Raw genomic sequence first — 21,638 nt, forward strand, 5'->3', positions numbered from 1 at the left:
GATCGCGATCTTCGCCGGAACTCGGACATGAGCTTCCGTTTCATCGAGGACCACCGCGACACCTATCCGGTCCGATTGATGTGCGCCGTGCTCGAGGTGTCTCCGGCCGGCTATTACGCCTGACGTGATCGCCCGCCGAGCGAGCGGACAAAATCCAACGCCACGCTCCTGGCCGCGATCCGACAGGCCCATCGCGACAGCTGCGGACGCTACGGTAGTCCCCGTGTCCATGCCGCCCTGCGGGCGCAGGGGCGCGGCGCCAGCCGCGGCAGGATCGAACGGATGATGCGCCGGCACGGTATCCGCGCCATCATGGCAGCGCCGCGCCGGGTTCGTACAACCGACAGCCGTCACGACCAGCCGATCGCACCGAACCTGATCGCGCGCGACTTCACGGCAGAAGCCCCGAACCGGGTCTGGCTTGCCGATATCACCTACATTCCGACCGCGGAGGGGTGGCTGTATCTGGCCGCCGTCATGGATCTGTTCAACCGAAAGATCGTCGGCTGGGCCATGCGGGATCATATGCAGGTCGAACTCGCCTCCGCGGCCCTGACAATGGCGATCCAGCAGCAACGACCGCAGGCCGGATTGATCCACCACTCCGATCGCGGCGTGCAGTATGCCTCTTGCGACTATCGCGCGGCGCTGTCGGCGGCCGGAATCGTTGGATCAATGAGCCGCAAAGCCGACTGCTACGACAATGCCCCAATGGAGAGCTTCTTCCATACCCTCAAGACCGAGCTCGTTCATCATCGCAGCTACAACACCCGCGCCGAAGCCCAGCGCGACATCTTCGCCTTCATCGAAGGCTTCTACAATCGAACCCGGCTCCATTCCGCCATCGGATATATCGCCCCGATCGAGATGGAGCTAAAAGCAGCTTAACCCTGTCCACTTTTTCGGGGGAAGATCATTCGCGGCCCGCGCTATCCCTTTTTGTACGATGGCGCGCAAACCGGGGCATGATCGCATCCAGGTCGTTGGGTTCCGAACCGTTCGATCGCCGCACACTTGAGCCCCACCTAGGAGCGCGATTGAGCGAATTGGGCGAAATTGCTATACTTCATTGCAACTCGTTCGGCGTTCGTCCGCTGCTTTACGGAGGCGCTATCGGTGGCGAGTTTTCATGCCGGCAGACGCAGGATTGAGGAGTTGCGAGCACTCGTTGCGTGCCTGACAAACGCGGGGGACTGCAGCTTCTTCCTTGCTCATCTTGTCCAGCAAAAGATCCGCGACGATCTTCCGAAGCCGTTGATTTTCGAGCGTAAGCTCGTCCAAGACACGCCGCATGTCATCCATCCTTGGCGAGCCGGGCGACGACCTGTCCTCAAGTTCACCACCTTGTGGGTGGGCGGCATTGGTTTGACGCAAGGATCGTTTCCGCCAACGATGAAGGGTCATGACGCTCACCCCGAGCGCTTTGCCAATCTCCATTTGGGAATTACCCGCTCGAGCAAGCTCATCCGCTCGAGCGAGTTTCAACAGAATCTCCTCGTGAGAGTGCTTCTTCATCATCTTCCTTCCCAAATCGGCTCGGGCAACTAGCTAGTGCCCAAACCACCAACGTCACCCTAGCGTAAACACCTCAATCGGAAGCGACTTGAGGCGAAGCGCCAAATGAACCGTTGAGCTTGCCCCCGACCTTTACTCCTGACGTCGCCCAGATCGTTTGATCGCATTTTTTGGAATCGAACCGACTTAGTCCGTCGTCAGCGCGGTCTCGAGATCGGTCGGGTCGATCCGCCTGTTGAGGTTGGTCGAGAGCTTCTTGCGGTCGAGCTCGCCCTCCCACCAGGCGACCACAACGCAGGCAACGCCGTTGCCGCAGAGATTGGTCAGCGCGCGACACTCGCTCATGAACTTGTCGATGCCGAGCACAATCGCCATGCCCGGCACCAGCCGCGGGTCGACCACGGCGAGCGTCGCTGCCAATGTGATGAAGCCCGCGCCGGTGATGCCGGAGGTGCCCTTCGAGGTCAGCATCGCCACGATCAGGATGGTCAATTGCTGGCCGAAGGTAAGATCGACACCGAGCGCCTGCGCGATGAACAGGGTCGCCAGCGTCATGTAGATGTTGGTGCCGTCAAGATTGAACGAATATCCAGTGGGCACCACGAGCCCGACCACCGACTTGGAGCAGCCGAGGCGCTCGAGCTTCTCCATCAAGGAGGGCAGCGCGCTTTCCGACGACGAGGTGCCGAGCACGACCAGGAGTTCATCCTTGATATAGGCGAGGAACTTGAAGATCGAGAAGCCGACCATCCGCGCGATAAGACCGAGCACCAGGAACACGAACAAGGCCGCGGTAACGTAGAAGGTCGCGATCAGCCCGACGAGGTTGAGAATCGCGCCGGTGCCGAATTTGCCGATGGTGTAGGCCATCGCGCCAAACGCGCCGATCGGTGCAGCCCTCATGACGATCGAGATGACGCCGAACACGGCGCGCGCCGCATCGTCGATGAATGCCCGTATCGTGTGACCGCGCTTGCCAAGGCCCATGACCGCGAAGCCGAACAGGATCGAGAACAGCAGCACCTGCAGGATCTCGCCTTGCGCGAAGGCGCCGACGACGGTGTCGGGAATGATGTGCAGGACGAAGTCGACGCTCCGCTGCGCCTCTGCCTGTTTGGCGTAGTTTGCCACCGCCTGCGCGTTGGCCCCGGCGCTGCCGAAGCCCGCGCCGGGGCGCACCAGATTGCCGACGATGAGGCCGATCACGAGCGCGAACGTGGAGACGATCTCGAAGTAGATGAGTGCCTTGACGCCGATGCGTCCGACCTTTTTGGCGTCCTGGATGTGGGCGATGCCCGAGACCACCGTGCAGAAGATGATTGGCGCGATCACCATCTTGATCAGCTTGATGAAGCCGTCGCCGAGCGCCTTTATCCATTCGTTGGTGGCAAGGCTCGGCCACAGCCAGCCGACGATGACGCCGAGCACGATCGCGATCAGCACCTGGACGTAGAGAATCCGGTACCACGGTTTTGATGCGGTGGGCGCCGCCGGCCCTGTCGTCGCAATGGTTGCCGCCATGACGTTTATTCCCCGTCTTCTTTTCTGTATTGCCGCTTAGGCCTTGGGCGCATCGGTGATATGGATCTTCCAAAATATCGCGTTCTTGCGCCATCATCAGTGAGGTCGATTTAAAACACCGTCCACTTCCATATTGCCTTTCATGCGGGCGGCAACCACGCCGTCACCCGAACCGATGCGCCATCGACGCTTGCGGGGCCTAGGTGTGGCTATGATCGTTCCAAGCCTACAACCTGACGATACGTGAGATTCAAGGCATTTCGGTAGTCCAGCTGCACCTGAATCTATTTGCCCATCCTCTGCTCTCCGCAATTGCGACACAATCGAGCTAAGCTTGGGTCGGCACGAAGATGTCGCGACGTCAATTTCTTGACGCCAGTTGGGCGCGGATCGACCGGCGCCCTGTTGGCATTGGCTGGCTGCATTATGGAGACTGCCGTCCGCAAGGACGGTCGAGAACGTCTAGATTCGATCTAGTTTTTGGCTGGCAACCTCAGGCCTGCCTCCCGAATTGCTTGCGCTCGGCTCCTCGGTACAAGGAAGATCGGTCGAGAGCCTATTGGGGTGTGCCGCTCGTCCCCACCGCCTTCAGCAGCGTCCATGCCACGACGGGCATTGTATCCGGCAGCTGCCTCTCGAACTAGAACGGCTCGAACCTCGGGCCGTCGCGATCGACGACCGCACTTTCAAGACCAACTATAACGTGCTCGACAACCACACCGATGCAAAGGAGAGGCGGTAATCCAGTCGGCCCGACACATCCAGTATCCTGGTGTTGGTATCGTCAACGAAGCCATTGAGCGATGACCGGTTGATGTCGAAGCGATAGTCTAGCCCGTGAATGTTGGTGCTGCCGCCCGAGCCGTAGTAACTGTGGAAGGGATGACAACGAGTCGTAGCAGAAGAACGCCTCATTCCGGATTGGGCCGGTGTGCGGCTGCTTGGTCACAAAGTTGACTGCGCCACCGCTTGCGCTCTCCCCTGATAACAGAGAAGCGGGCCCCTTCAGGAATTCCACCCTCTCCAGCGTTGCCGTATCCATGAAGCGCGATGTCATGTTCTGCGGATCGCTACGAGTTGCGCTTGAGAATGTAGCTGTCCATGATCCAGCCGTGCTTTGCCCGCGCTCCTTGTCGCGCAGCGACGATGCGTGGCCCGGTCTCGGCGAGCGCACCTGACATGATGATCTGCGCAGGCATGCCAAGATAAGCGCCCCACCAGATGTGCAAGCCTTTCGGGTCGAGCGACTGGAACGCCGCGCCGCCATCGAGCATGACGACCACGGTGTCCGTGCCGGACGGCCAGCCGCCTTCGCGCAGCCGCCGTCCTGTTGTCACCAGGAAGTGTTCGCCAATGTCGTTCAGCGGCGACGAGTGCGCGGCGCAAAGCGCCTGGATCGAGGTGATGCCCGGCACCACCTCGATTGCCGGCAACGGATCGAGCCTTCGTGCGATCCGCAGGCTCGAGTCGTACAGCGAAGGATCGCCCCAGATCAGCAGCGCAACGCGCCCGTCACCACCGAGATGCTCCGCAATTGCCCGCGACCAGGTCGCGCCGACGGCGTCGTGCCATTCGTCCACTCCCTTGCGGTAGTCCTCCTGCGCAGTGTCGCGCACGGGCAGGTCGAACTCAGCGACACGCGTGCGGCTGTTCGTCAGGACTTGCGCGCAAATGAGCCGGCGCAGGTCGGCGAGATCGGATTTCACGGTGCCCTTGCGCGGAATCAATACCAGGTCTGCTGCGTTGATCGCGCGGATCGCCGCAAGCGTAAGGTGCTCCGGATCGCCGCACCCAATGCCTATCAAGGAGAGTGTCAACATCACGTTATGCGTGAGAGCGGCCGACTTGCGACCGCCCTCACGCCATCTTCAGGCAGCGTTGTGAAGGCGATAAGTAACAAGACCATCGGCCGTCACACCTCGCAGCGATTTCGCCAGCGCCAGAACGGCCAAGTCGGCCAGCGGCTCGATCACCACCACGAGCGCGTAGGAAGCGGCGAAAGACATGATGGAGGTGAGGTTCTCGGCCGCAAAGCCCGCGCCATAGAGCGCCCAGAAGGCGACCCACGCCACGATGCCGGATTGATAGGCGGTCGAAAGCGCCAATGCCTGGCGATACTGCAGGTCAACATAGGCGGTGTTGCGTGGAGTGATCCGCCCGGCCAGCGCCTGGATCGCAAACAAGGGCACCAGCAGCGTGGTCACGTTCATGCCATATTGCGGCAAGTCTGTCGGCACAAAGAACAGCCCCTGCAGCAGAAGACCAAGCGCCAGCCCGAACGCGGCCGGTGCTGCGCCGAATACGAGGAACAGCGTCGAACCGAGAATGAAATGCACCTCTGAGATACCGACCCGGAAATGCGGCAGGAGTTCGAAGAACGAGAAGACCAGGACCGTTGCTGCGATGGTGCGCGCCGCGAATGAAACGCTCCCCTGCGCGCGCATGGTCTCTGCCGCAAGCTTCAACGCACAACCGCCGGCGACTGCACCTGTCGCGTAACCCAGCACGAGCTTGGCGCCCGTGACGATTCCTGGTTCGATATGCATGATCTAGGTCCCTTCTGCCGTCACACCCGACGGCGTTGGCGTCAAAAACTGCAGGGCCGGTCTCCTGGCTCGCGGTTCGAAACGGGTCTCCGGCCTTCCCAGGCTTGACGGCCCCGTGGCGGAGCTCACCGCTTACAGTCGCGGGGGCGGCCCGGGGGTCGGGCGCCGCAATTGGGTCCGCCCTACCCCATTCCCGATTATGCTCCGGCGCTTTGCGCCGCTTCGAGCACCATGCCTGTTCTGTGTGCCCCTTCCGACGCGGAGGCGTCAAGTGGCTCGCGAAGGCGGATGGCGGCATCATCGCGGGTATTCTCCGGCCAACGCACCGAACAGGATGACGGCCGCCGTCGTCGCGGCGCCGGCTTGCGCGAGCTGCTCTGCGAGCTTCGCGATCGTCGTGCGGACAAGCCGCTCTTCGGCATGGCCGAGGGCCTCGGCAAACAGCGCCGGTGTATCGGGGACCATCCCGTGTTCGATCAGCTTCGCCGCAAGAGCCGGAAACGTTCGCTTGCCCATGTAGACCACGGTTGTCGATTCCGGATCAGCCAGCGCCGCCCAATTGAGATTAGCGGGCAATTGACCGGCGATATCAGCGCCAGTCACGAACTGAACGCGGCGTGACGTGTGTCGTCGGGTGAGCGGAATGCCGGCACGCGCTGCCGCAACGCAGGCTGAGGTGACGCCTGGAACGATCTCGTAGCCGATGCCCGCCGCGCGCAGCGACTCGATCTCCTCTTCAAGCCGGCCGAAGATGCCGGCGTCTCCCGATTTCAACCGGACCACGCGGGCACCTGCGGCGGCGTAGTCGATGAGCAGCCGGTTGACATGCTCCTGGCTGGCCGAGGGCCGGCCCGCACGCTTGCCAACCGCCACCAGATTGGCGCTGGGGCGGGCGTGATCGAGGATCGCGCCTGAAGCAAGGTCGTCATAGAGCACGACGTCGGCGGCGTGCAGGCGCGCGGCCGCCTTGAACGTCAGGAGCTCGGGATCGCCTGGACCGGCCGAGACAAAGGAAACAAAGCCGCTCACCTGTCCTCCGCAATAAGATGGAAGAACGTACCGGTGGTGTAACCGCGCCGCGAGCCGGTCTCCGTAATGACCGCGCCAGTCGCGTCACGAACGACCGCCAGAGGCGCATCGGGCTGTGAGACAATCGTCGAATAGTGGAATTCATGACCGCGCAGACGCGCGCCGACCCGATGTCCTGGCATTGGCAGAGCGAGTTCCGCAAGCCGATAGCCCAGATGCATGCGACGTTGGGCAAAGCTTGTTTCCAGGCCGAGCAATCTGGTCATCTCGTGGCGTGCGCCGTTGGCGTCAGTCAAGGTGGTGCCCAGCACCATGTAGCCCCCGCATTCGCCATGCACCGGGCGCGTTTCGGCAAAGGATTGTAGCGCGCGGCGAAAGCGGCTGTTGGCCGCCAGCCGGCCGGCATGCAGTTCCGGATAGCCGCCGGGCAGCCAGCAGACGTCGGCGCTATCATCTGGGCCCTGATCAGCGAGAGGCGAGAAGGTCATGATCTCGGCTCCGGCGGCGCGCCAACCCTCGAGCATGTGCGGATAGACGAACGAGAATGCGGCGTCGCGCGCAAGGGCAATGCGCTGTCCGGGTGGCTTGACGTTTAGGCCGGGCGCGGCGCGTGGCGTCGTCGAGACGCATGCAGCCGATTGCAGCACCGCATGGAGATCGACGTGCTCGGTGACAAAGCGCGCGGCTTCGGCGATCACGCCGTCGACCTCGACCTGCTCCTCAGCCTGTACCAGGCCAAGGTGCCGCGTCGGCAGGGTGATCGCGGCGTGGCGGGGTAACGCCCCGAACACGGCAATGCCAGCGTCTGCGAGGGCGCGGCGCACCAGGTCCTCGTGCCGCGCGCTGGCGACGCGGTTGAGAACGACGCCGGCAACACGCACTGCCGCCCGGAAATCGCGCAGTCCCGCAGCCACCGCTGCGGCGGTTTGCGCCTGTCCGGAGGGATCGATCACGAGCAGGAGCGGCCAGCTCATCATCTCGGCGATATCGGCGGTAGCGCCGGTGCCCGAGACGCCCGGTGCGGTAACGCCGTCGAACAGGCCCATTGAGCCTTCGGCCAGAACCAAGTCTGCATCCGCGCTGCGTGAGGCGAGCGCTTCGATCGCTTCACGTGGCATAGCCCAGCTATCGAGATTGACCGAGGTGCGTCCCGTGGCGGCCGCATGAAAGGCAGGATCGATATAGTCGGGCCCAATCTTGAAGCACTTGACCTTCAGCCCGCGATCGCGATAGGCGCGCGCCAATGCCAGCGTCAGCGTCGTCTTGCCAATACCGGATGCCGGCGCCGAGATGACGAGGCTCCGCGCCATCAGGAGGCCTCCGGAAAGCGCGGTGTCGTCCAACGTGGCCGATAGCGGCGCTCGTAATCGGCAGCATACAGGCGGCTCTCTCCGAAATCTTCCGACCCCAGTGTGCGGCCAACCAGGATGACTGCCGTGCGCTCGAGCTCGTTGCTGACGGCGGAATCCAGCGTGCTGAGCGTGGCGCGAATAATGCGCTGATCCGGCCAGCTTGCGCGCCATACGATCGCGACCGGGCAGTCTGCTCCGTAGTGCGGCGTCAGCTCATCAATCACCTTGGCAAGCAGATGGATCGAGAGATGGATGGCGAGTACCGCACCGGTGGCAGCGAAGGCGGCGAGCTTTTCGCCTTTTGGCATCGCACTCGCCCTGCCCGACGTTCTCGTCAGCACGACAGACTGCGCCAGACCCGGCAGGGTGAGCTCGGCCTCGAGCGCCGCCGAGGCAGCGGAAAAGGCCGGCACGCCCGGCGTGACCAAATAGGGGATTCGAAGCGCACGCAGACGGCGCAACTGCTCGCCCATCGCTGACCAGATCGAGAGATCTCCGGAATGCAGCCTTGCGACGTCCTTGCCCTCGCGATGCGCGGTGACGATTTCCGACATGATGTCGTCGAGCGACATCGGCGCGGTGTTCACGATGCGCGCGCCCTTTGGACAATGCGCGAGAACGCCCTCGGGCACGAGCGAGCCGGCATAGAGGCAGACAGGACAGGCCGCGATAAGATCGCGCCCGCGCAAAGTGAGCAGATCGGCAGCGCCCGGTCCGGCGCCAATGAAGTGCACCGTCATTCGCCACCTCCTTTGGCGATCGCTGCGGTCGCCGTCCGATCCTGCGAAACAGCCCGAGTCGAAATGAGGCACGCACCACGGCCGGCCACGGCAAGCGCCGCGGCTTCGGCCACGGAACCCGTGCCGAACTTCCCCTTGATGAATTCGGACTGTGTGGATGTGGCACGGAACGGGCCTGATTGGCACGTTGAGTTCACGCGCCAGTAATTTGAGCGCAGTGGTTTCGGCCTTGTCGCTCACGGTGACGACTGCCGCGAGACCGTTAGGACCTCCCGCGGCGTCGAGCGCCTCGCGCAACGAAGCAAGTGTGACGTCCCGCTTGAATCCTAGACCTGCGACCTTCACTTGACTGCACTCCATTGCACGACCGGCCGCGTTGCTTCCCAGGAACGGTAGCGGCCGAGGTGACCTGCATGCGCGATCTCGATCCGCATCAGTTCGCCTCCGTGGCGTTGATGCAGGTCCGAGAGCAATGCCTCCGTCTCCAGCGTGACGGCATGCGCAACCATCCGCGTTCCAGGATCAATGCGTGACCACACCGCATCGAATATCGCGGCGACGAGCCCCCCGCCGATGAAGACGGCTTGCGGTGTCTCAAGACTTGAGAGGATATGAGGCGCTGCTCCCTCAAGGACCCTGATCCGGTGCATCAGACCGAAAGCCGCGACATTGCTGCGAATATTCTCGATGCGATCGGCCCGGGCTTCGACGGCGATCGCCGTGCCACCGCAGAGAGCCCATTCCACGGATATGGAGCCTGAACCGGCGCCGATATCCCACAATTTTTCGCCGGGCCTCGGCGCCAGCGCCGAAAGCGCGAGCGCTCGCATCGGCCGCTTGGTGATCTGACCGTCATGTACGAAGAGCGTGTCCGAAAGGCCGGAGTTGCGCGAGATTCCATCTGATCCGCTAGCCTCCAGCGCAATCGTCACCAGACCGGCACCCGGCTCGGCCGTGTAGTGGTTGGCGCGCTGTTGCATCACGGATTCGCGTGGGCCGCCAAGCGCGGCGAGAGTCCACAGCCGTGACTCGCCCCAGCCGCGTGCTGTCAGCCATTTGGCCAACTCGCCGGCCGTTTTTCCGTCGCGCAGAAGACAAATGATATGAGATTCGCGTGTTAAGTGCGGCACCAGCCGTTCGAACGGCGCGGCATGAAGCCCGAGACATGTGACGGCTTCGAGCCGCCATCCCAGCCGCGCCGCGGCCAGCGAGAAGGTCGACGGCGCGGGATGCGCGATCCATTCGCTTTTGGTCAGCCGCTCTGCGAGACTGGTTCCGACGCCGTACCAGAACGGATCGCCCGAGGCGAGCACGACCGTCGAACGGCCACGGCAGGCCAGCACGCAGTCTGCATCGAACGGCACCGGCCAGCGACGCCCGCGGTCGGTAACGTCGGCGAGCGCCAGGTGCCGTTCGCCGCCAAACACCGTCTCGGCCTGCGCAACCGCCTTTCGGCTTGCGTCCGAGAGGCCGGCAAGGCCATCTTCGCCAATACCGATAATGGTCAACCAGGGATTACCCATCATGCGTGCCCTCATTCTGGGCGGAACGAGCGATGCCAACTTGCTGGCGGACGCTGCGGCGCGCGCCGGACTCGACGCAATCTATTCGTATGCCGGACGGACACGAGCTCCGATCAGCCAATCGCTTCCGAGCCGCGTCGGCGGCTTCGGCGGCGCGAACGGTCTTGCCGAATACGTTCGTCGGGAAGGAATTACGCATGTCGTGGATGCAACCCATCCCTTCGCGGCCGAGATAAGCAGCAACGCGGTTGCTGCGTGCGAGGCAACCGGAACGCCGCTGATCGCGCTCGAGCGCGCGCCCTGGGCAAAAGCGGCCGGCGACAATTGGATTGAGGTCGCGGATATCACCTCCGCTGCCGCGGCGTTGCCGGAGAATCGCGCGCGGGTGTTTCTTGCGATCGGCCGGCGGCACATCGCAGCCTTCAGCATCAAGCCACAGCACACCTACACGTTGAGGTTCGTCGATCCGCCCGATGGACCGCTGCCGTTTCCGGACGTCGATGTCATCGTGTCGCGCGGACCATTCAACCTCGCCGGCGAATTGGAGATGATGCGCGCGCGCGGCATTGAATGGATCGTTGCCCGCAATTCCGGGGGGACGGGTGCGCGTGCCAAGATCGATGCCGCGCGCGAGCTTGGCCTCCGCATCGTCATGCTCACGCGGCCCGAATTGCCCGAAAGGCCGCGGGCGGAAAGCGTGGCCGAGGTCATGCAATGGCTCGGTCATCGGGCATGCCTCGGTGCATAGACCCAGCGGCCGACGCGGCGTGTTGCCGAATTTCCGACGATGATAAGGGTTCGCATGTCGGCCATCTCCGGCCGCACCTGGTGCAGCATCACCGTTTCAATTCGCTCCTCAGGCGTAGTGATGGCGTGCGCGAAGATCACGAGGCGTTCGCCGCAGCCCGCCTCCTTCAGAACCGAGAGCGCGCGTCCAAAACCCTCGGGCCGGCTCGCTGAACGTGGATTGTACATCGCGATCGCGAAATCGGCTTCGGCGGCAAGCCGCAGGCGCTTCTCGATCGTCGGCCAAGGCTTCAGATTATCGGACAGATTGATCGCACAAAAATCGTGGCCGAGCGGCGCGCCGGCTCGCGCGGCCGCTGCCAGCATCGCGGTCACGCCGGGCAGAACGCGGATTGCGAGCCCCTGCCATTGCGGCGCGGCTTCGAACGCTTCGAACACAGCGGAAGCCATCGCGAAGACGCCGGGATCGCCGGAAGAAACCATGACGACGCGGCGTCCTTCCGATGCTAGCCGCAAAGCATCGCCTGCGCGCTGCAACTCCATGCGATTGTCCGATGGATGCAGCGTGAGTCCCTCACGCGCTTGCACGCGCGCGACATAGGGCGCATAGCCCACTATATCGGTCGCGGCGGCGAGCGCGACGGAGACTTCCGGCGTGACCAGTGCCTGATCACCCGGTCCAAGTCCTGCGATGGTCAATGTACCGGTCATTCCGCGGCCTCCATGCGCCGTCCTTGCCCATGTACGAGGACGATCGCGAAATAGGGACACTCGGTCTCGTCCACGTCCTTCAGCCGCGCTATGCGCTCGCCCGGCATGGTGCCGCGTTCGATCAGCCATGCCTCGCCAAGGCGGCCGGCGGCTTGAAGTGCGTGGCGCACCTTCTTCAGATTGCGCCCGGTCTTCATGATGACGAGTGCATCCGAATTGCGCGCGCGTCGCTCCAGTTCGTCCTCCGGCAGTGTGCCCATCAGCACCATCATCACATCATCGCCGAGGGCGATCGGCAGGCCGACCGAATTCCAGCAGCCGGCCATGCCGGGAATACCTGCGATCACCTCGATCTCGACTCGCCCCTGCAGACGCGCGTGCAGGTGCATGAAGGAACCATAGAAGTAGGGATCGCCCTCGCAGAGCACGACGATGTCGACTGCGCGTGCGAGCCGCGCAAGACGCTCCGCCCATTCGTCGTAAAAGGCAGCGAGCAGCCGGCCATACTCGGGACCGTCGAAAGGAATCTCCGTGGTGACGGGGTATTCCATCGGATATTCGCAGACGTCCTTTGCCAGCATTCCCTCGACGATGCGCCGCGCCTGACCGGGCCGCCCCTTCTTCCGAAAATAGGCAACACACCTGGCCGCGCGGACCTCGCGATCGGCGCGCATGCTCATCAAGTCCGGATTGCCTGGCCCGAGACCGCAACAGATGATGCGCCCCATGGCTATTCGCTCCGGCTTGCCAGCGCGTTCACGGCAGCGACCGTGATCGCCGAGCCGCCAAGGCGTCCCTCGACAGTCAACGCCGGCGCAGGCGGATCGGCCATCAACGCGGCCTTGGCTTCAGCCGCGCCGACAAAGCCGACCGGACAACCGATGATCGCCGCCGGCCGTGGACATTTGCAATCTTCCAGCATGTTGAGGAGGTGAAACAACGCGGTCGGCGCATTGCCGATGGCGACGATGGCTCCATCCAGATGCGGCCCCCATAATTCCAGCGCTGCGGCTGAGCGGGTATTGCGCATGGATCGCGCAAGCGAAGGAACCGCGGGATCGTCGAGCGTGCAGATGATGGCGTTGCCGGCCGGCAGACGCGCGCGCGCGATTCCCTCTGACACCATGCGTGCGTCGCAGAGAATGGGCGCCCCGTTCCGCAGCGCAGCCCGCGCGACGTGCGCCATGCCGGGAGTAAAGCGGATATGCGATTCGAGACCTACCATGCCGGCCGCATGGATCATGCGCACGACCACCGGCTCCTCGTCGGCCGAAAAGCGCTCAAGGTCTGCCTCGGTACGAATGGTGGCGAAGGATTGACGGTAGATCGCCGCGCCATCAGTCTCGTAGACGTGCGGCATCAGCGTCCTCCCGTTAGAACGGAGGGATCCGCGATCAATCGGCCGGCGCTCAGTCCATGCAGAACAGGCGCATCCCGCGTCGAGCCGCCGCGGATGAGATCGAATCCTTCGCTGGTCGCAACAAGGGTGAGTACGGCAGCCCCCGAATGAGCACAGCCTTTGGCACAGCCGGCGACGTGAAGCCAGGCATCGTCGGCGATATGCGGCGCGAGTGCGGCCGCGAGCTCGCGCGTATCGGCATATGCTTCCCGGCAGGCAGGCGCGCCGCTGCAGGCAATGACGCGCAGGATCGGATCGTCGGCTTGCGTGACCAAGCCTTGGCATCGAGGCATTTCGCGCAAACCTTCCGCCAGGATCATGCGCCACGGCATCATCCGCAATCCTTGTACGCGTTTGGCGAGATAGGTGAGCGCGGCATGTGTCACCTGTCCGAAAGCCGCACCGACCATCGCGCCTTGCGGATAGAGTCCCGGACGCGGCACCGCGATCATGCGAGCCGGTTTGGCGTGGCCGCGAAGGGCGTCGGGCAGTTTTGCGCCAGCCCCGATATGCGCTGCCATCCGCCCTCCCCCGCCTTCGCCGCCTGACTCGACGAACCACTCCGCAAGCGCGAGCGCGACCTTCACGGCGTCTCTCCGCGTGACAGGGCGACCAAGCTCGGCGCCGTCGGCGCGCACGATCAACTCTCCCGCCATGCCACGCTCTATGCGGATATCGGCGGAAGCGCTGGCCAGCGCGCGCTCCGTACCGCAATCGACGGCGAAGCCGAATTTGGTCGGCAGGACGGGCGGTGCCATTGCAAGCCCCTGCTCAAGCTCTGCGGCGAGCGAGCGGTTGTCGTCGCTTGCGCTCCAGAACGGCGTGACCAGGATGTTGCGCCGCGCTTCCGACTCCGGATCGAGGTCGAGCAAATGCAGCCGCGAGAGTTCCTCGATCAGCGACCGATGGCCTGCATCGGTAACGCCCCTGATTTGGAGATTGGCCCGGCTGGTCAGGTCGATCAGACCGTTGCCGTAGCGTTCAGCCAGCGCCGCAATTCCTGCTGCCTGCTTCGCATCGAGCCTGCCACCATGCGGCCGGATGCGAACCACGAGCCCATCCCCCGACCGCATTGGCCGCAGGGCGCCGGGGCACCAGCCCTTGATCGCAACCGCGCTCATGAGGCCTCCCGCAGCGCGGCCGCAATCGATTTGCGTCGCGTCCTCCAGAGCGACGCTTCATGCAAACGGGTGAAACAAGTCTCGATCGCCTCGAGCGCCGCCGGATTTTCGCGCGCCATGAAAGCACGAACGTCGTCGTTGCCAAGCGTCGCGTCGTAATAGAGATCGAACAAATGCACGGGCGCCGCATCGGCAAGGTGCGCATAGGCGGCCATATGCTCAAGCGTGGCAGCGATTTCCGCCGCGCCGCGAAAGCCATGGCGCATCATGCCCGCGATCCATTTCGGATTGGCGGCGCGCGCACGCACCACGCGTGATACCTCTTCTGTCAACGAGCGTGCATGCGGTCGATCCAGCCGCATGGCGTCGAGGTGATAGAGCGATGGGGCGGCCGCGGCCAGCAGCAGGTCTGTTTCCGGCAGGTCCTGTGATGCATGGACGAAGGCATCCGCGGCGACGAGCCTAGCCTCGATACCTGTGCGGTGAGGCCGCATCGTGCTGTCGGACTCGAATGCCCAGGACGAAGCCGAAAGCCAGGCTTCGCCGGCAGCGTTGCGCGACTCCTCCGTGAAGACATCCGGCATCGATGCCATACCGACACCATACTGCCCGGGCCGCGGTCCGAACACGTGCGCCGCGCGGTGGCGATAAGGATTTTCGGCGCCCTTCTCGTCGCGTTCCGAAAGCGCTTCGGTCGCCGCCTCGAACAGTTGCGCAAGACCTGAAAAGACATCACGAAACAGCCCCGACACGCGAAGCGTGGCGTCGATCCGCGGCCGGCCAACAGCGGTCGGCGCGATGATCTCATAACCCGACACCCGGCCTGACCCGTGATCCCAGCGCGGCGCGATGCCTGCAAGGTGCAGTGCCGTCGCAAAATCCTCGCCTGCGGTGCGCATGGTCGATGATGCCCAGAGATCGACGAGCAGCCCCTTCGGCCAGTCGCCGTGATCCTGCAGGTGACGGCGCAGCAATTCCTCGGCAAGCTTGATTCCCTGCGCATGCGCCGTCGGCGTCGGAACCGCGCGGGGGTCGACGGCGAGCAGATTGCGTCCGGTCGGCAGCACATCGCGGCGCCCACGATGCGGCGAGCCGGCGGGTCCTGGAGCGGCGCGCCTGCAGGAGAGCGCATCAAGCAGCGCACTCTCCTCCGCCTCACCACAGGCCCCGCGGCCGAACACATGCAGGCCGTCGCCGAACTGGCTTTCCTTGAGATCGCAGACGAAGCGATCGATCTGGGGAATGGCCTCGGCCGGCGTGGCGGAGGCGCCAAGGCCGAGATCATCTTCCAGGGCCGCGGCACGCGCATCATCGCGGATCGCAGCAATCAGGCGCTGGCGGCGCGCGGGATCGAGAACATCGGCAGTCGAATATTCATCGAGTAGTTGCTCTGGCCGGCGTAGGCCTTCGGGCAAAGCGGCCTGCCCAAGCGGCGGCGGCAAATGGCCGATTGTGACCGCGCCCATGCGCCGCTTGGCCTGCGCCACCTCGCCGGCATCGTTGACGATGAAGGGATAGCTCACCGGAACGTCGCCAATCAGCGCGTCCGGCCAACAGGAGACAGACAGCGCCACAGACTTGCCGGGCAGCCATTCGAGCGTACTGTGCGCTCCCATATGCACGACGGCATCGATGCCTTGCACGACGCCGTCGGGCGCCGCTGCATAGGCCGCAGCTCCGGCAACAGCATCCGGCGCATTTGCATCGGACAGGCGTCCGTAAACGTAGGACCAGCGTCCCGGCGCACTCAGAGCAACCGAGCAGCTCTGGCTGCTGGCGGACAGGCACTCGACCGGAGCGACGTTCACGCATTCCGGCACGCCAGCCCGAAGGATGGCCCCGTGCGGACGCGCGCCGGGCGTGGTATCACCTTCCATTAGTGATTGGCCGGCACAGCAGGTGATGCAGACGTGAAGCGTGAGGTCATCGCCCTCCTCGACGTTTTGGCGGAGGTGATGAGGCGCACGAACCGTAGACACAGGGGTTCGTTGCCGTCGCGGAGCACCCCGTCCGCCGGTCTCAAATCTCTGCGCTGGCAGGTCTCCCGGCTTGCGGAGCAGGTTTCCCTTCGATCTCCACCTTCCCGACCCTAACGGGTCAGTGGCTCTTGGAGATCTCTCCGGTCACGGTCGCGGGGGCGGCTGCGTTTCAGGCTCAAGCTTGGAGGCCTAGAGCCCTGTCGCATTCCCTCTTCGCCTGTCGCAGGACAGGAACCAACGCCCGCGCACCATTTGCACAAGCGCAGAACTTGTCAAGAAGGATTACGCAAATGATCCGGAACCGAATCGCGCTCACGACGACGAGACCGTCGTCTCCGAAGTTTCGCCTTGATGCCCACCATGCCGCAAAATGGCGAAGAAAAAGATTGCGCGCGACCGGATGATGGCTAGCAACAGCGACGAGAAGGGCCTCATCATCGTCAATACCGATGCGGGCAAGGGAAGATCCTCCTCGGCCTTTGGCATGATCCTGCGGTGCATCGCGCATCGCTTTCGCGGCGCGGTCGTGCAATTCATCAAATGGTGCGTGAGACACTAGCGAACGCCGCTTCTTGACTGGACATTCGGCGATCAGTGCCCGTTCTACGCGATGGGTGAAGGCTTTACCTGGGAAACGCAGGACCGCGCCCGCGACATCGGCGCCACGCGCATGGGAAAGCAACTGATCGTTCATCCAACCCCGTGCATGATTCGTTCTTGATGAGATCAACGCCGGGTTACGCTACAACTATCTCCAAGATCGGCGGAGCGGTAACTTCCTGGAGAAGAATTCGCAGCTGCCGATGTCGTGGTGTACGATGCTCCGGTATGCCGGGCATCATCTGCAAGACGGGCTCGTCGCTTCACTTCCGCCGACCGAAGACCTCAAGTCGCCGCGCCGGCTCCGTGGACAGAAAACCGTACGTTGCGGCGATATCGATGAACTCTCGCAGGGCACGCGTTGCGAAAGTAGATTGTCGACACGCAAACCGCGCTGCACTACGCGGCTCGAAATCGCACAGCTATTGCAAGAATTCCTCCGACAAATGGGAGATAAATTCCATTTATCGTTCGACTGCCGAAACTCATAGGTTTTTGCAAGTTCACAATCTCGGCCTCGAACAGCCCACTCTGCTCATTCATCCTGACATTGACATCTTGAAAATCCAAGAATTCACCAGTTGCCGGCGCATATGACTTGTACACGGCTTCCTTTATTACGAAGATTAACTTCGGGCCGAAACGACTGCTTGACCACTCTCCCCGCTCTATTTCCGCAGCGGTGCATATAATTGGCAATAGGTCCGCTCCAAGCGGTTCTTGGTCTTCAATGTCTAGTCCCAGAGCGAGCACGTTGCTGGAGCGTCCGGCAACGGCTCCGCAGTCAGAGGAAGAGTGGGAAATGCTGCCGACGACTTCCGTAGGCCAAAGAGGAGCTCGATCTACTCTCGACAAAATCGGAGAAGGGGCCAAACCCAGGTGACACAACGCCTCACGGGCGTGATGCCGCCCCCACCCGAACTCACGACGCCGGCGAAGCGAGACGTTCCCCAACATTTCCGCTTCAGCCGCAAATGGGAGGGGATGCGGGTCACGTATTGGTCCGCCCGAAAAGCCGATGTCATGCGCCAAAGCTGCGCCGATAGCTGGCCCTAACGTCGCAAGCGTCTTCATAGTCGAGGCGAGTTCCTGTCCTGGGGAATGCAAAGCCGCAAATGTGAGGCAGTTTTGCAGTAGCTACCTTGAGGTCGCAGGCAACTCAAGGCCCGCTGCTTCGGGACAAGGGCACGGTTTCCGATCTCAAGTTTCGACGGCAGCGTCGGACGGATCAACAGACATGCATGCTGGCCCTGTAACGCCGAAATCACTCCGCTTTCGTTCCAACCACATCCCAGAGGGCACCGGTATTTAATCAAACGACAAAGGCAATGGCGATTATGAACCTAATGAAGCGTCGGAGTTCGATCTCACTTATGGCTGCACGTCCCAAAATGAGTTTGGCGATCTCCGTCCGATTAGTAGGAGTTCGGAGATCCGCCGGCAGTGCCGCGACTGCTTCATCAAAAATTTGTCCTAAAGCCGAAAGCTGTTCTGAATCAAATGCGCTACTATGTTCGCATATGAATCGCTCCACACCACCCCCTTACCGCTCTATCGGTTAGTTCGTCGCGTTCCGGACAGGGCCCGAGTTTTGCCCTTATCAACTCTCTTGTGAGTTCGTTGAGCGCTTGCGCTGCCTCAAGCGAGTCCTTGTCTTCACAGATTAGTCCTGCAACCTCTTCGATTTTCAGCTCGATGCTCTGCTTCAAGTGCTGGACACGCGCGTCGCAGCGATGAAAGTGCGCAGCAGGTTCTGGAGGCTGTGGTCCAGTAAGGTTAGGATGTGGACCGGTCTTAGCTCCCATTAAGGAACAACATTTGATTAAGAGTCTGGAGAGGAACGGCGAGAACTGGAAGCGGGAGCACACAAAACGCTGTCACCCAATATCCTCGTTTCAGGCGCTCTATTGGGTTCGCTTTTCTAAAGCCGCCCACTATCATAGTCATGGCTGCCCCAATCATTCTGGCATAAGAATTCGAAGTCGATGCACGACAGCAGCTCGCTGGCTGGCGCGCAATGTCAGTTTGGTAGTGAGACATGCCGGCACGCAGAGCGCGCACGCTTGACTGACGGCCCCCAGCAATCGACAATCGATTGTTCACGATTTGCTATTTCTCAGTTCCATCTCAGTCGGCACGTTGCCTAGCAGCGTTCGCTACATTGGTAAAATAGATTGTTCTGATAGTGTGCATTCACGGTTTGGATACAAAGAACGGCGTCGATGAGCTCCCCGACGATCGCATCGCGCGCCAGACATCTTCAGAATCGGTGCGATCATCAGGTCCGGACGGCACATTGCAACACCTCGCGCGTGCCCCGGGATGAACGTCGAGTCAACCGAAACTTCGTGGCCCGCATTCCCTGAGCCCGACATGCAGCCGCTGCGTCAAGCTGCCGAAGGAATGGGAGAAACGCAGGACGCGCATGGTGCTCAACAGATCCGGGGCAATTGCTCACCTGATAGCCAATCGACAATTCTGCTACCGCCGAACCGGGTCGACAGCAGCACGAAACGATGATCATCGGCCACGGCCTCGCCGACATCGGCGGCATCCCGGCCGAGCGGATTTGCCTTCATTGCAGCAAGCACGGCATTGGCCATCTCAGGCGCCACGATCGCAACCAGTTTGCCTTCGTTGGCGACATAGAGCGGATCAAGCCCAAGAAGCTCGCACGCCGCGGCCACGCCCGGCTTCACAGGAATGGCTTCTTCCTGCAGACGAAAACCGAGGCCCGATTGATGCGCAATTTCGTTGAGTGTTGCGGCAAAACCGCCACGGGTGGGGTCGCGCATCGCTCGAATGCCGCCGCCGCCGACGGCAACAATTTCGGCTACGAGATGATGCAGCGCTGCGGAGTCGGAGACGATGTCGGTCTCGAAAGCGAGATTCTGACGCTTCGACATGATCGCCACACCATGATCGCCGAGGCTGCCTGACACCAGCACACGGTCGCCGACGCTTGCCTTGTCGGCGGAGAGATCGAGCCCATCAGGTAAAATCCCGATGCCGGTCGTGGAGATAAACAGACCATCCGCCTTGCCGCGTTCGACGACTTTGGTATCGCCGGTAATGATGTAAACGCCGGCGGTGCGTGCCGCCTCGCCCATCGAATCCGCAATCATCTTCAGATCCGAGAAGCGCAAGCCCTCCTCGATGATGAAACTTGCTGACAGATAGAGCGGTCGCGCGCCGGCCATCGCGACATCATTGATCGTTCCGTGCACGGCAAGCGACCCGATATTGCCACCCGAAAAGAACAGCGGCGAAACCACATAGCCGTCGGTCGTCATCACCATCCTGCCGGCGCGAACGTCAAAGGCAGACTGGTCGTTGCCGCGGGCGAGCCATTTATTACCGAACGCCTCGTGGAACAGGCCGAAGATCAGCTGCGTCATGGCGCGCCCGCCCGCGCCATGGGACAGATCGACGCATCCGTTATCGATGTCGAGCTTGCTCTGATAAGCCATCGCTGTCATGACGTCATCCGCCTCTAGTGATGATCGCGAAACCTGCCATAAGTCCAATGTGCTGCGCAGGCGCCTTCCGCCGAGACCATGCAGGACCCCATCGGAGTTTCGGGCCTGCAGATGGTTCCAAATAGCTTGCAGTCGACCGGCTTCTTCACGCCGCGTAGGATCGCGCCGCACTCGCACCCGGGATTATCGGCGACGCGCACTTCGTGCATCGCGAAACGCACTTCGGCGTCAAATTGAGCGTAAGCCAGCTTCAGCTTCAGTCCGCTATAGGGTACGAGCCCGAGCCCGCGCCATTCGAACTGGTCCCGCAGTTCGAAGATGTCCGACACCTCTTTCTTGGCGCGCGAATTGCCTTCTCGCGTCACGGCACGGCTGTATTGGTTCTCCACCTCATAACGACCTTCGTTCACCTGCCGCACCAGCATCAATATCGCCTGCAGCATGTCGAGCGGTTCAAATCCCGCGATCACAACCGGCTTGCCGAATTCTTCGGCGACGAAGTCGTAGGGCTCCGTGCCAATGATGGTGCTGACATGCCCCGGCCCGACGAAACCATCGATTTCGACCCGCCCGATATTGCGGATATCGGCACCCCCGAGAATGCTGAGGATCGCCGACGGAGTCAGCACGTGATTGCAGAACACGCTGAAATTCTTCAGCTGCTTCTTCTCGGCAAGCCGAAGCGTAACTGCAGTCGGCGGCGTCGTAGTCTCGAATCCGATTGCAAAGAAGACCACCTCCCGATCTTTCGCCTGTTCGGCGATTCGGACTGCATCGAGCGTCGAGTAGATCATCCGAATGTCCGTGCCACGGGTTTTGGCGCGAAGCAGGGATTGCCCTTGCGCGCCGGGTACGCGCATCAGGTCGCCGTAGACACAGAGAGTGACCTCCGGCCGGTCTGCGAGCTTAATTCCCATGTCGATCCGGCTGGCGGGGAGAACACAGACGGGGCAGCCCGGCCCGTGGACCATGCGGACGTTCACAGGCAGCATATCCTCCAGGGCATAGCGGGAAATCGCATGCGTGTGCCCGCCACAGAATTCCATGAATCGATAGAGCCTTTGCGGACTGGCTTCGGCTCCAATCGCACGCGCGAGCCCCTGCGCGATGGTCTTGTCGCGAAATTCATCGGCATATTTCATGGCTGCAGCCCCCGCTCCCTGCTACCGAATTCATGCAGAAGCTCCAGCGTGCGCTTGGCTTCCGCTGGGTCGATCCTGGTCAGTGCGCAGCCGACATGGATAAGGACGTAATCTCCTACTGCGAGATCTTCGACGAGCGCGATCGATATTTCCTTCTTCACGCCATCGATCGACACGACGGCCATGTCATCGGGAAGAATTTTCGTAACTTCAGCGGGTATCGAGAGACACATA

The 21,638-nt window shown here is 62.3% G+C and carries 18 protein-coding genes, 5 pseudogenes and 2 riboswitches; of the genes and pseudogenes, 4 read left to right on the plus strand and 19 right to left on the minus strand.

From position 1 onward, the window contains the following. Together K288_RS47260 and K288_RS55005 are read left to right on the plus strand one after the other, a co-directional pair. Positions 1 to 888 (plus strand): annotated as a pseudogene (locus tag K288_RS47260) (IS3 family transposase); the annotation flags it as partial. 228 nt (positions 889 to 1,116) lie between these two features. Then, positions 1,117 to 1,548, plus strand: a complete 432-nt coding sequence (locus K288_RS55005) for a hypothetical protein (protein WP_244443347.1) — start codon at positions 1,117 to 1,119, stop codon at positions 1,546 to 1,548. 153 nt (positions 1,549 to 1,701) lie between these two features. Here the strand turns inward: K288_RS55005 and K288_RS0133205 are convergent, their stop codons facing one another. The 9 genes and pseudogenes from K288_RS0133205 to K288_RS0133235 form a co-directional block, all read right to left on the minus strand. After that, entirely contained in the window at positions 1,702 to 3,036 is a 1,335-nt protein-coding gene (locus K288_RS0133205; protein WP_027583427.1) for a dicarboxylate/amino acid:cation symporter, read from the minus strand. A gap of 729 nt (positions 3,037 to 3,765) precedes the next feature. Then, a pseudogene (locus K288_RS55645) lies at positions 3,766 to 4,102 on the minus strand (TonB-dependent receptor plug domain-containing protein); the annotation flags it as partial. 4 nt (positions 4,103 to 4,106) lie between these two features. After that, positions 4,107 to 4,856 carry a precorrin-6A synthase (deacetylating) gene (gene cobF, locus K288_RS0133210; RefSeq protein WP_027583428.1) on the minus strand — a complete coding sequence of 250 codons (750 nt, stop codon included), beginning with the start codon at positions 4,854 to 4,856 and terminating at the stop codon, positions 4,107 to 4,109. Positions 4,857 to 4,904: 48 nt separating this feature from the next. After that, positions 4,905 to 5,582, minus strand: coding sequence for an energy-coupling factor ABC transporter permease (locus K288_RS0133215; protein WP_027583429.1), 678 nt, complete (start codon positions 5,580 to 5,582; stop codon positions 4,905 to 4,907). 36 nt (positions 5,583 to 5,618) lie between these two features. Further along, positions 5,619 to 5,831, minus strand: a riboswitch (cobalamin riboswitch). A gap of 48 nt (positions 5,832 to 5,879) precedes the next feature. Next, positions 5,880 to 6,611 carry a uroporphyrinogen-III C-methyltransferase gene (gene cobA / locus K288_RS0133220; RefSeq protein WP_027583430.1) on the minus strand — a complete coding sequence of 244 codons (732 nt, stop codon included), beginning with the start codon at positions 6,609 to 6,611 and terminating at the stop codon, positions 5,880 to 5,882. Further along, complete coding sequence (locus K288_RS0133225) at positions 6,608 to 7,921, minus strand: cobyrinate a,c-diamide synthase (protein ID WP_027583431.1); 1,314 nt, start codon at positions 7,919 to 7,921, stop codon at positions 6,608 to 6,610. Before K288_RS0133225 ends, cobA begins: the two co-directional genes overlap by 4 nt. Then, the gene (cobM, locus tag K288_RS0133230) at positions 7,921 to 8,703 is read right to left on the minus strand and encodes a precorrin-4 C(11)-methyltransferase (RefSeq protein WP_027583432.1); all 783 of its coding nucleotides are present in this window, start codon (positions 8,701 to 8,703) and stop codon (positions 7,921 to 7,923) included. The genes K288_RS0133225 and cobM overlap by 1 nt, the downstream gene beginning before the upstream one ends. Beyond that, positions 8,700 to 9,048 (minus strand): annotated as a pseudogene (locus K288_RS51065) (cobalamin biosynthesis protein). The gene cobM and the pseudogene K288_RS51065 overlap by 4 nt, the downstream one beginning before the upstream one ends. Beyond that, complete coding sequence (locus K288_RS0133235; RefSeq protein ID WP_027583433.1) at positions 9,045 to 10,226, minus strand: bifunctional cobalt-precorrin-7 (C(5))-methyltransferase/cobalt-precorrin-6B (C(15))-methyltransferase; 1,182 nt, start codon at positions 10,224 to 10,226, stop codon at positions 9,045 to 9,047. The pseudogene K288_RS51065 and the gene K288_RS0133235 overlap by 4 nt, the downstream one beginning before the upstream one ends. Between K288_RS0133235 and K288_RS0133240 the strand changes: the two genes are divergently transcribed. Continuing rightward, positions 10,225 to 10,974, plus strand: coding sequence for a cobalt-precorrin-6A reductase (locus K288_RS0133240; RefSeq protein ID WP_027583458.1), 750 nt, complete (start codon positions 10,225 to 10,227; stop codon positions 10,972 to 10,974). The two genes, K288_RS0133235 and K288_RS0133240, sit on opposite strands and share 2 nt — an antisense overlap. Here K288_RS0133240 and cobJ read toward each other — a convergent pair. From cobJ to K288_RS55695, 6 genes and pseudogenes are all read right to left on the minus strand, one after another. Then, complete coding sequence (gene cobJ / locus K288_RS0133245; protein ID WP_027583434.1) at positions 10,950 to 11,684, minus strand: precorrin-3B C(17)-methyltransferase; 735 nt, start codon at positions 11,682 to 11,684, stop codon at positions 10,950 to 10,952. The two genes, K288_RS0133240 and cobJ, sit on opposite strands and share 25 nt — an antisense overlap. Further along, a complete protein-coding gene (locus K288_RS0133250; RefSeq protein WP_027583435.1) occupies positions 11,681 to 12,412 on the minus strand; it encodes a precorrin-2 C(20)-methyltransferase in 732 nt (243 codons plus the stop codon). The genes cobJ and K288_RS0133250 overlap by 4 nt, the downstream gene beginning before the upstream one ends. 2 nt (positions 12,413 to 12,414) lie before the next feature. Next, positions 12,415 to 13,044 (minus strand): precorrin-8X methylmutase, encoded by a 630-nt coding sequence (locus K288_RS0133255; RefSeq protein ID WP_027583436.1) that lies wholly within the window; start codon positions 13,042 to 13,044, stop codon positions 12,415 to 12,417. Beyond that, positions 13,044 to 14,204, minus strand: a complete 1,161-nt coding sequence (cobG, locus tag K288_RS0133260) for a precorrin-3B synthase (RefSeq protein ID WP_027583437.1) — start codon at positions 14,202 to 14,204, stop codon at positions 13,044 to 13,046. The genes K288_RS0133255 and cobG overlap by 1 nt, the downstream gene beginning before the upstream one ends. Next, positions 14,201 to 15,844: pseudogene (locus tag K288_RS47265) on the minus strand (cobaltochelatase subunit CobN); the annotation flags it as partial. The pseudogene K288_RS47265 and the gene cobG, both read right to left, overlap by 4 nt. 9 nt (positions 15,845 to 15,853) lie before the next feature. Next, positions 15,854 to 16,183: pseudogene (locus K288_RS55695) on the minus strand (DUF1636 family protein); the annotation flags it as partial. 37 nt (positions 16,184 to 16,220) lie between these two features. Further along, positions 16,221 to 16,437, minus strand: a riboswitch (cobalamin riboswitch). 116 nt (positions 16,438 to 16,553) lie between these two features. Here K288_RS55695 and K288_RS55010 point away from each other — a divergent pair. Further along, positions 16,554 to 16,742, plus strand: coding sequence for a cob(I)yrinic acid a,c-diamide adenosyltransferase (locus K288_RS55010; RefSeq protein WP_027583438.1), 189 nt, complete (start codon positions 16,554 to 16,556; stop codon positions 16,740 to 16,742). A 440-nt stretch (positions 16,743 to 17,182) separates the two neighbouring features. Here K288_RS55010 and K288_RS51075 read toward each other — a convergent pair whose 3' ends face one another. From K288_RS51075 to K288_RS0133285, 4 genes are all read right to left on the minus strand, one after another. Continuing rightward, a complete protein-coding gene (locus K288_RS51075) occupies positions 17,183 to 17,857 on the minus strand; it encodes a 4'-phosphopantetheinyl transferase superfamily protein (protein WP_084799890.1) in 675 nt (224 codons plus the stop codon). A 1,358-nt stretch (positions 17,858 to 19,215) separates the two neighbouring features. Then, entirely contained in the window at positions 19,216 to 20,262 is a 1,047-nt protein-coding gene (hypE, locus tag K288_RS0133275; protein WP_027583439.1) for a hydrogenase expression/formation protein HypE, read from the minus strand. A 14-nt stretch (positions 20,263 to 20,276) separates the two neighbouring features. Beyond that, the gene (gene hypD, locus K288_RS0133280; protein ID WP_027583440.1) at positions 20,277 to 21,404 is read right to left on the minus strand and encodes a hydrogenase formation protein HypD; all 1,128 of its coding nucleotides are present in this window, start codon (positions 21,402 to 21,404) and stop codon (positions 20,277 to 20,279) included. Beyond that, complete coding sequence (locus K288_RS0133285; RefSeq protein WP_084799893.1) at positions 21,401 to 21,637, minus strand: HypC/HybG/HupF family hydrogenase formation chaperone; 237 nt, start codon at positions 21,635 to 21,637, stop codon at positions 21,401 to 21,403. Before K288_RS0133285 ends, hypD begins: the two co-directional genes overlap by 4 nt. Between the last annotated feature and the right edge of the window lies 1 nt (position 21,638).

Source organism: Bradyrhizobium sp. Ai1a-2 (genome assembly GCF_000426245.1).
GTDB lineage: Bacteria > Pseudomonadota > Alphaproteobacteria > Rhizobiales > Xanthobacteraceae > Bradyrhizobium.

Bases quoted from the DNA above. Each gene is read 5' to 3' on its own strand.
- K288_RS55010 (WP_027583438.1), top strand. From the start codon at position 16,554: ATGGCGAAGAAAAAGATTGCGCGCGACCGGATGATGGCTAGCAACAGC.
- cobM (WP_027583432.1), bottom strand. From the start codon at position 8,703: ATGACGGTGCACTTCATTGGCGCCGGACCGGGCGCTGCCGATCTGCTC.
- cobJ (WP_027583434.1), bottom strand. From the start codon at position 11,684: ATGACCGGTACATTGACCATCGCAGGACTTGGACCGGGTGATCAGGCA.
- K288_RS0133285 (WP_084799893.1), bottom strand. From the start codon at position 21,637: ATGTGTCTCTCGATACCCGCTGAAGTTACGAAAATTCTTCCCGATGAC.
- cobF (WP_027583428.1), bottom strand. From the start codon at position 4,856: ATGTTGACACTCTCCTTGATAGGCATTGGGTGCGGCGATCCGGAGCAC.
- K288_RS51075 (WP_084799890.1), bottom strand. From the start codon at position 17,857: ATGAAGACGCTTGCGACGTTAGGGCCAGCTATCGGCGCAGCTTTGGCG.
- hypE (WP_027583439.1), bottom strand. From the start codon at position 20,262: ATGACAGCGATGGCTTATCAGAGCAAGCTCGACATCGATAACGGATGC.
- K288_RS0133205 (WP_027583427.1), bottom strand. From the start codon at position 3,036: ATGGCGGCAACCATTGCGACGACAGGGCCGGCGGCGCCCACCGCATCA.
- K288_RS0133235 (WP_027583433.1), bottom strand. From the start codon at position 10,226: ATGGGTAATCCCTGGTTGACCATTATCGGTATTGGCGAAGATGGCCTT.
- cobG (WP_027583437.1), bottom strand. From the start codon at position 14,204: ATGAGCGCGGTTGCGATCAAGGGCTGGTGCCCCGGCGCCCTGCGGCCA.
- K288_RS0133215 (WP_027583429.1), bottom strand. From the start codon at position 5,582: ATGCATATCGAACCAGGAATCGTCACGGGCGCCAAGCTCGTGCTGGGT.
- K288_RS0133255 (WP_027583436.1), bottom strand. From the start codon at position 13,044: ATGCCGCACGTCTACGAGACTGATGGCGCGGCGATCTACCGTCAATCC.
- K288_RS0133250 (WP_027583435.1), bottom strand. From the start codon at position 12,412: ATGGGGCGCATCATCTGTTGCGGTCTCGGGCCAGGCAATCCGGACTTG.
- hypD (WP_027583440.1), bottom strand. From the start codon at position 21,404: ATGAAATATGCCGATGAATTTCGCGACAAGACCATCGCGCAGGGGCTC.
- K288_RS0133225 (WP_027583431.1), bottom strand. From the start codon at position 7,921: ATGGCGCGGAGCCTCGTCATCTCGGCGCCGGCATCCGGTATTGGCAAG.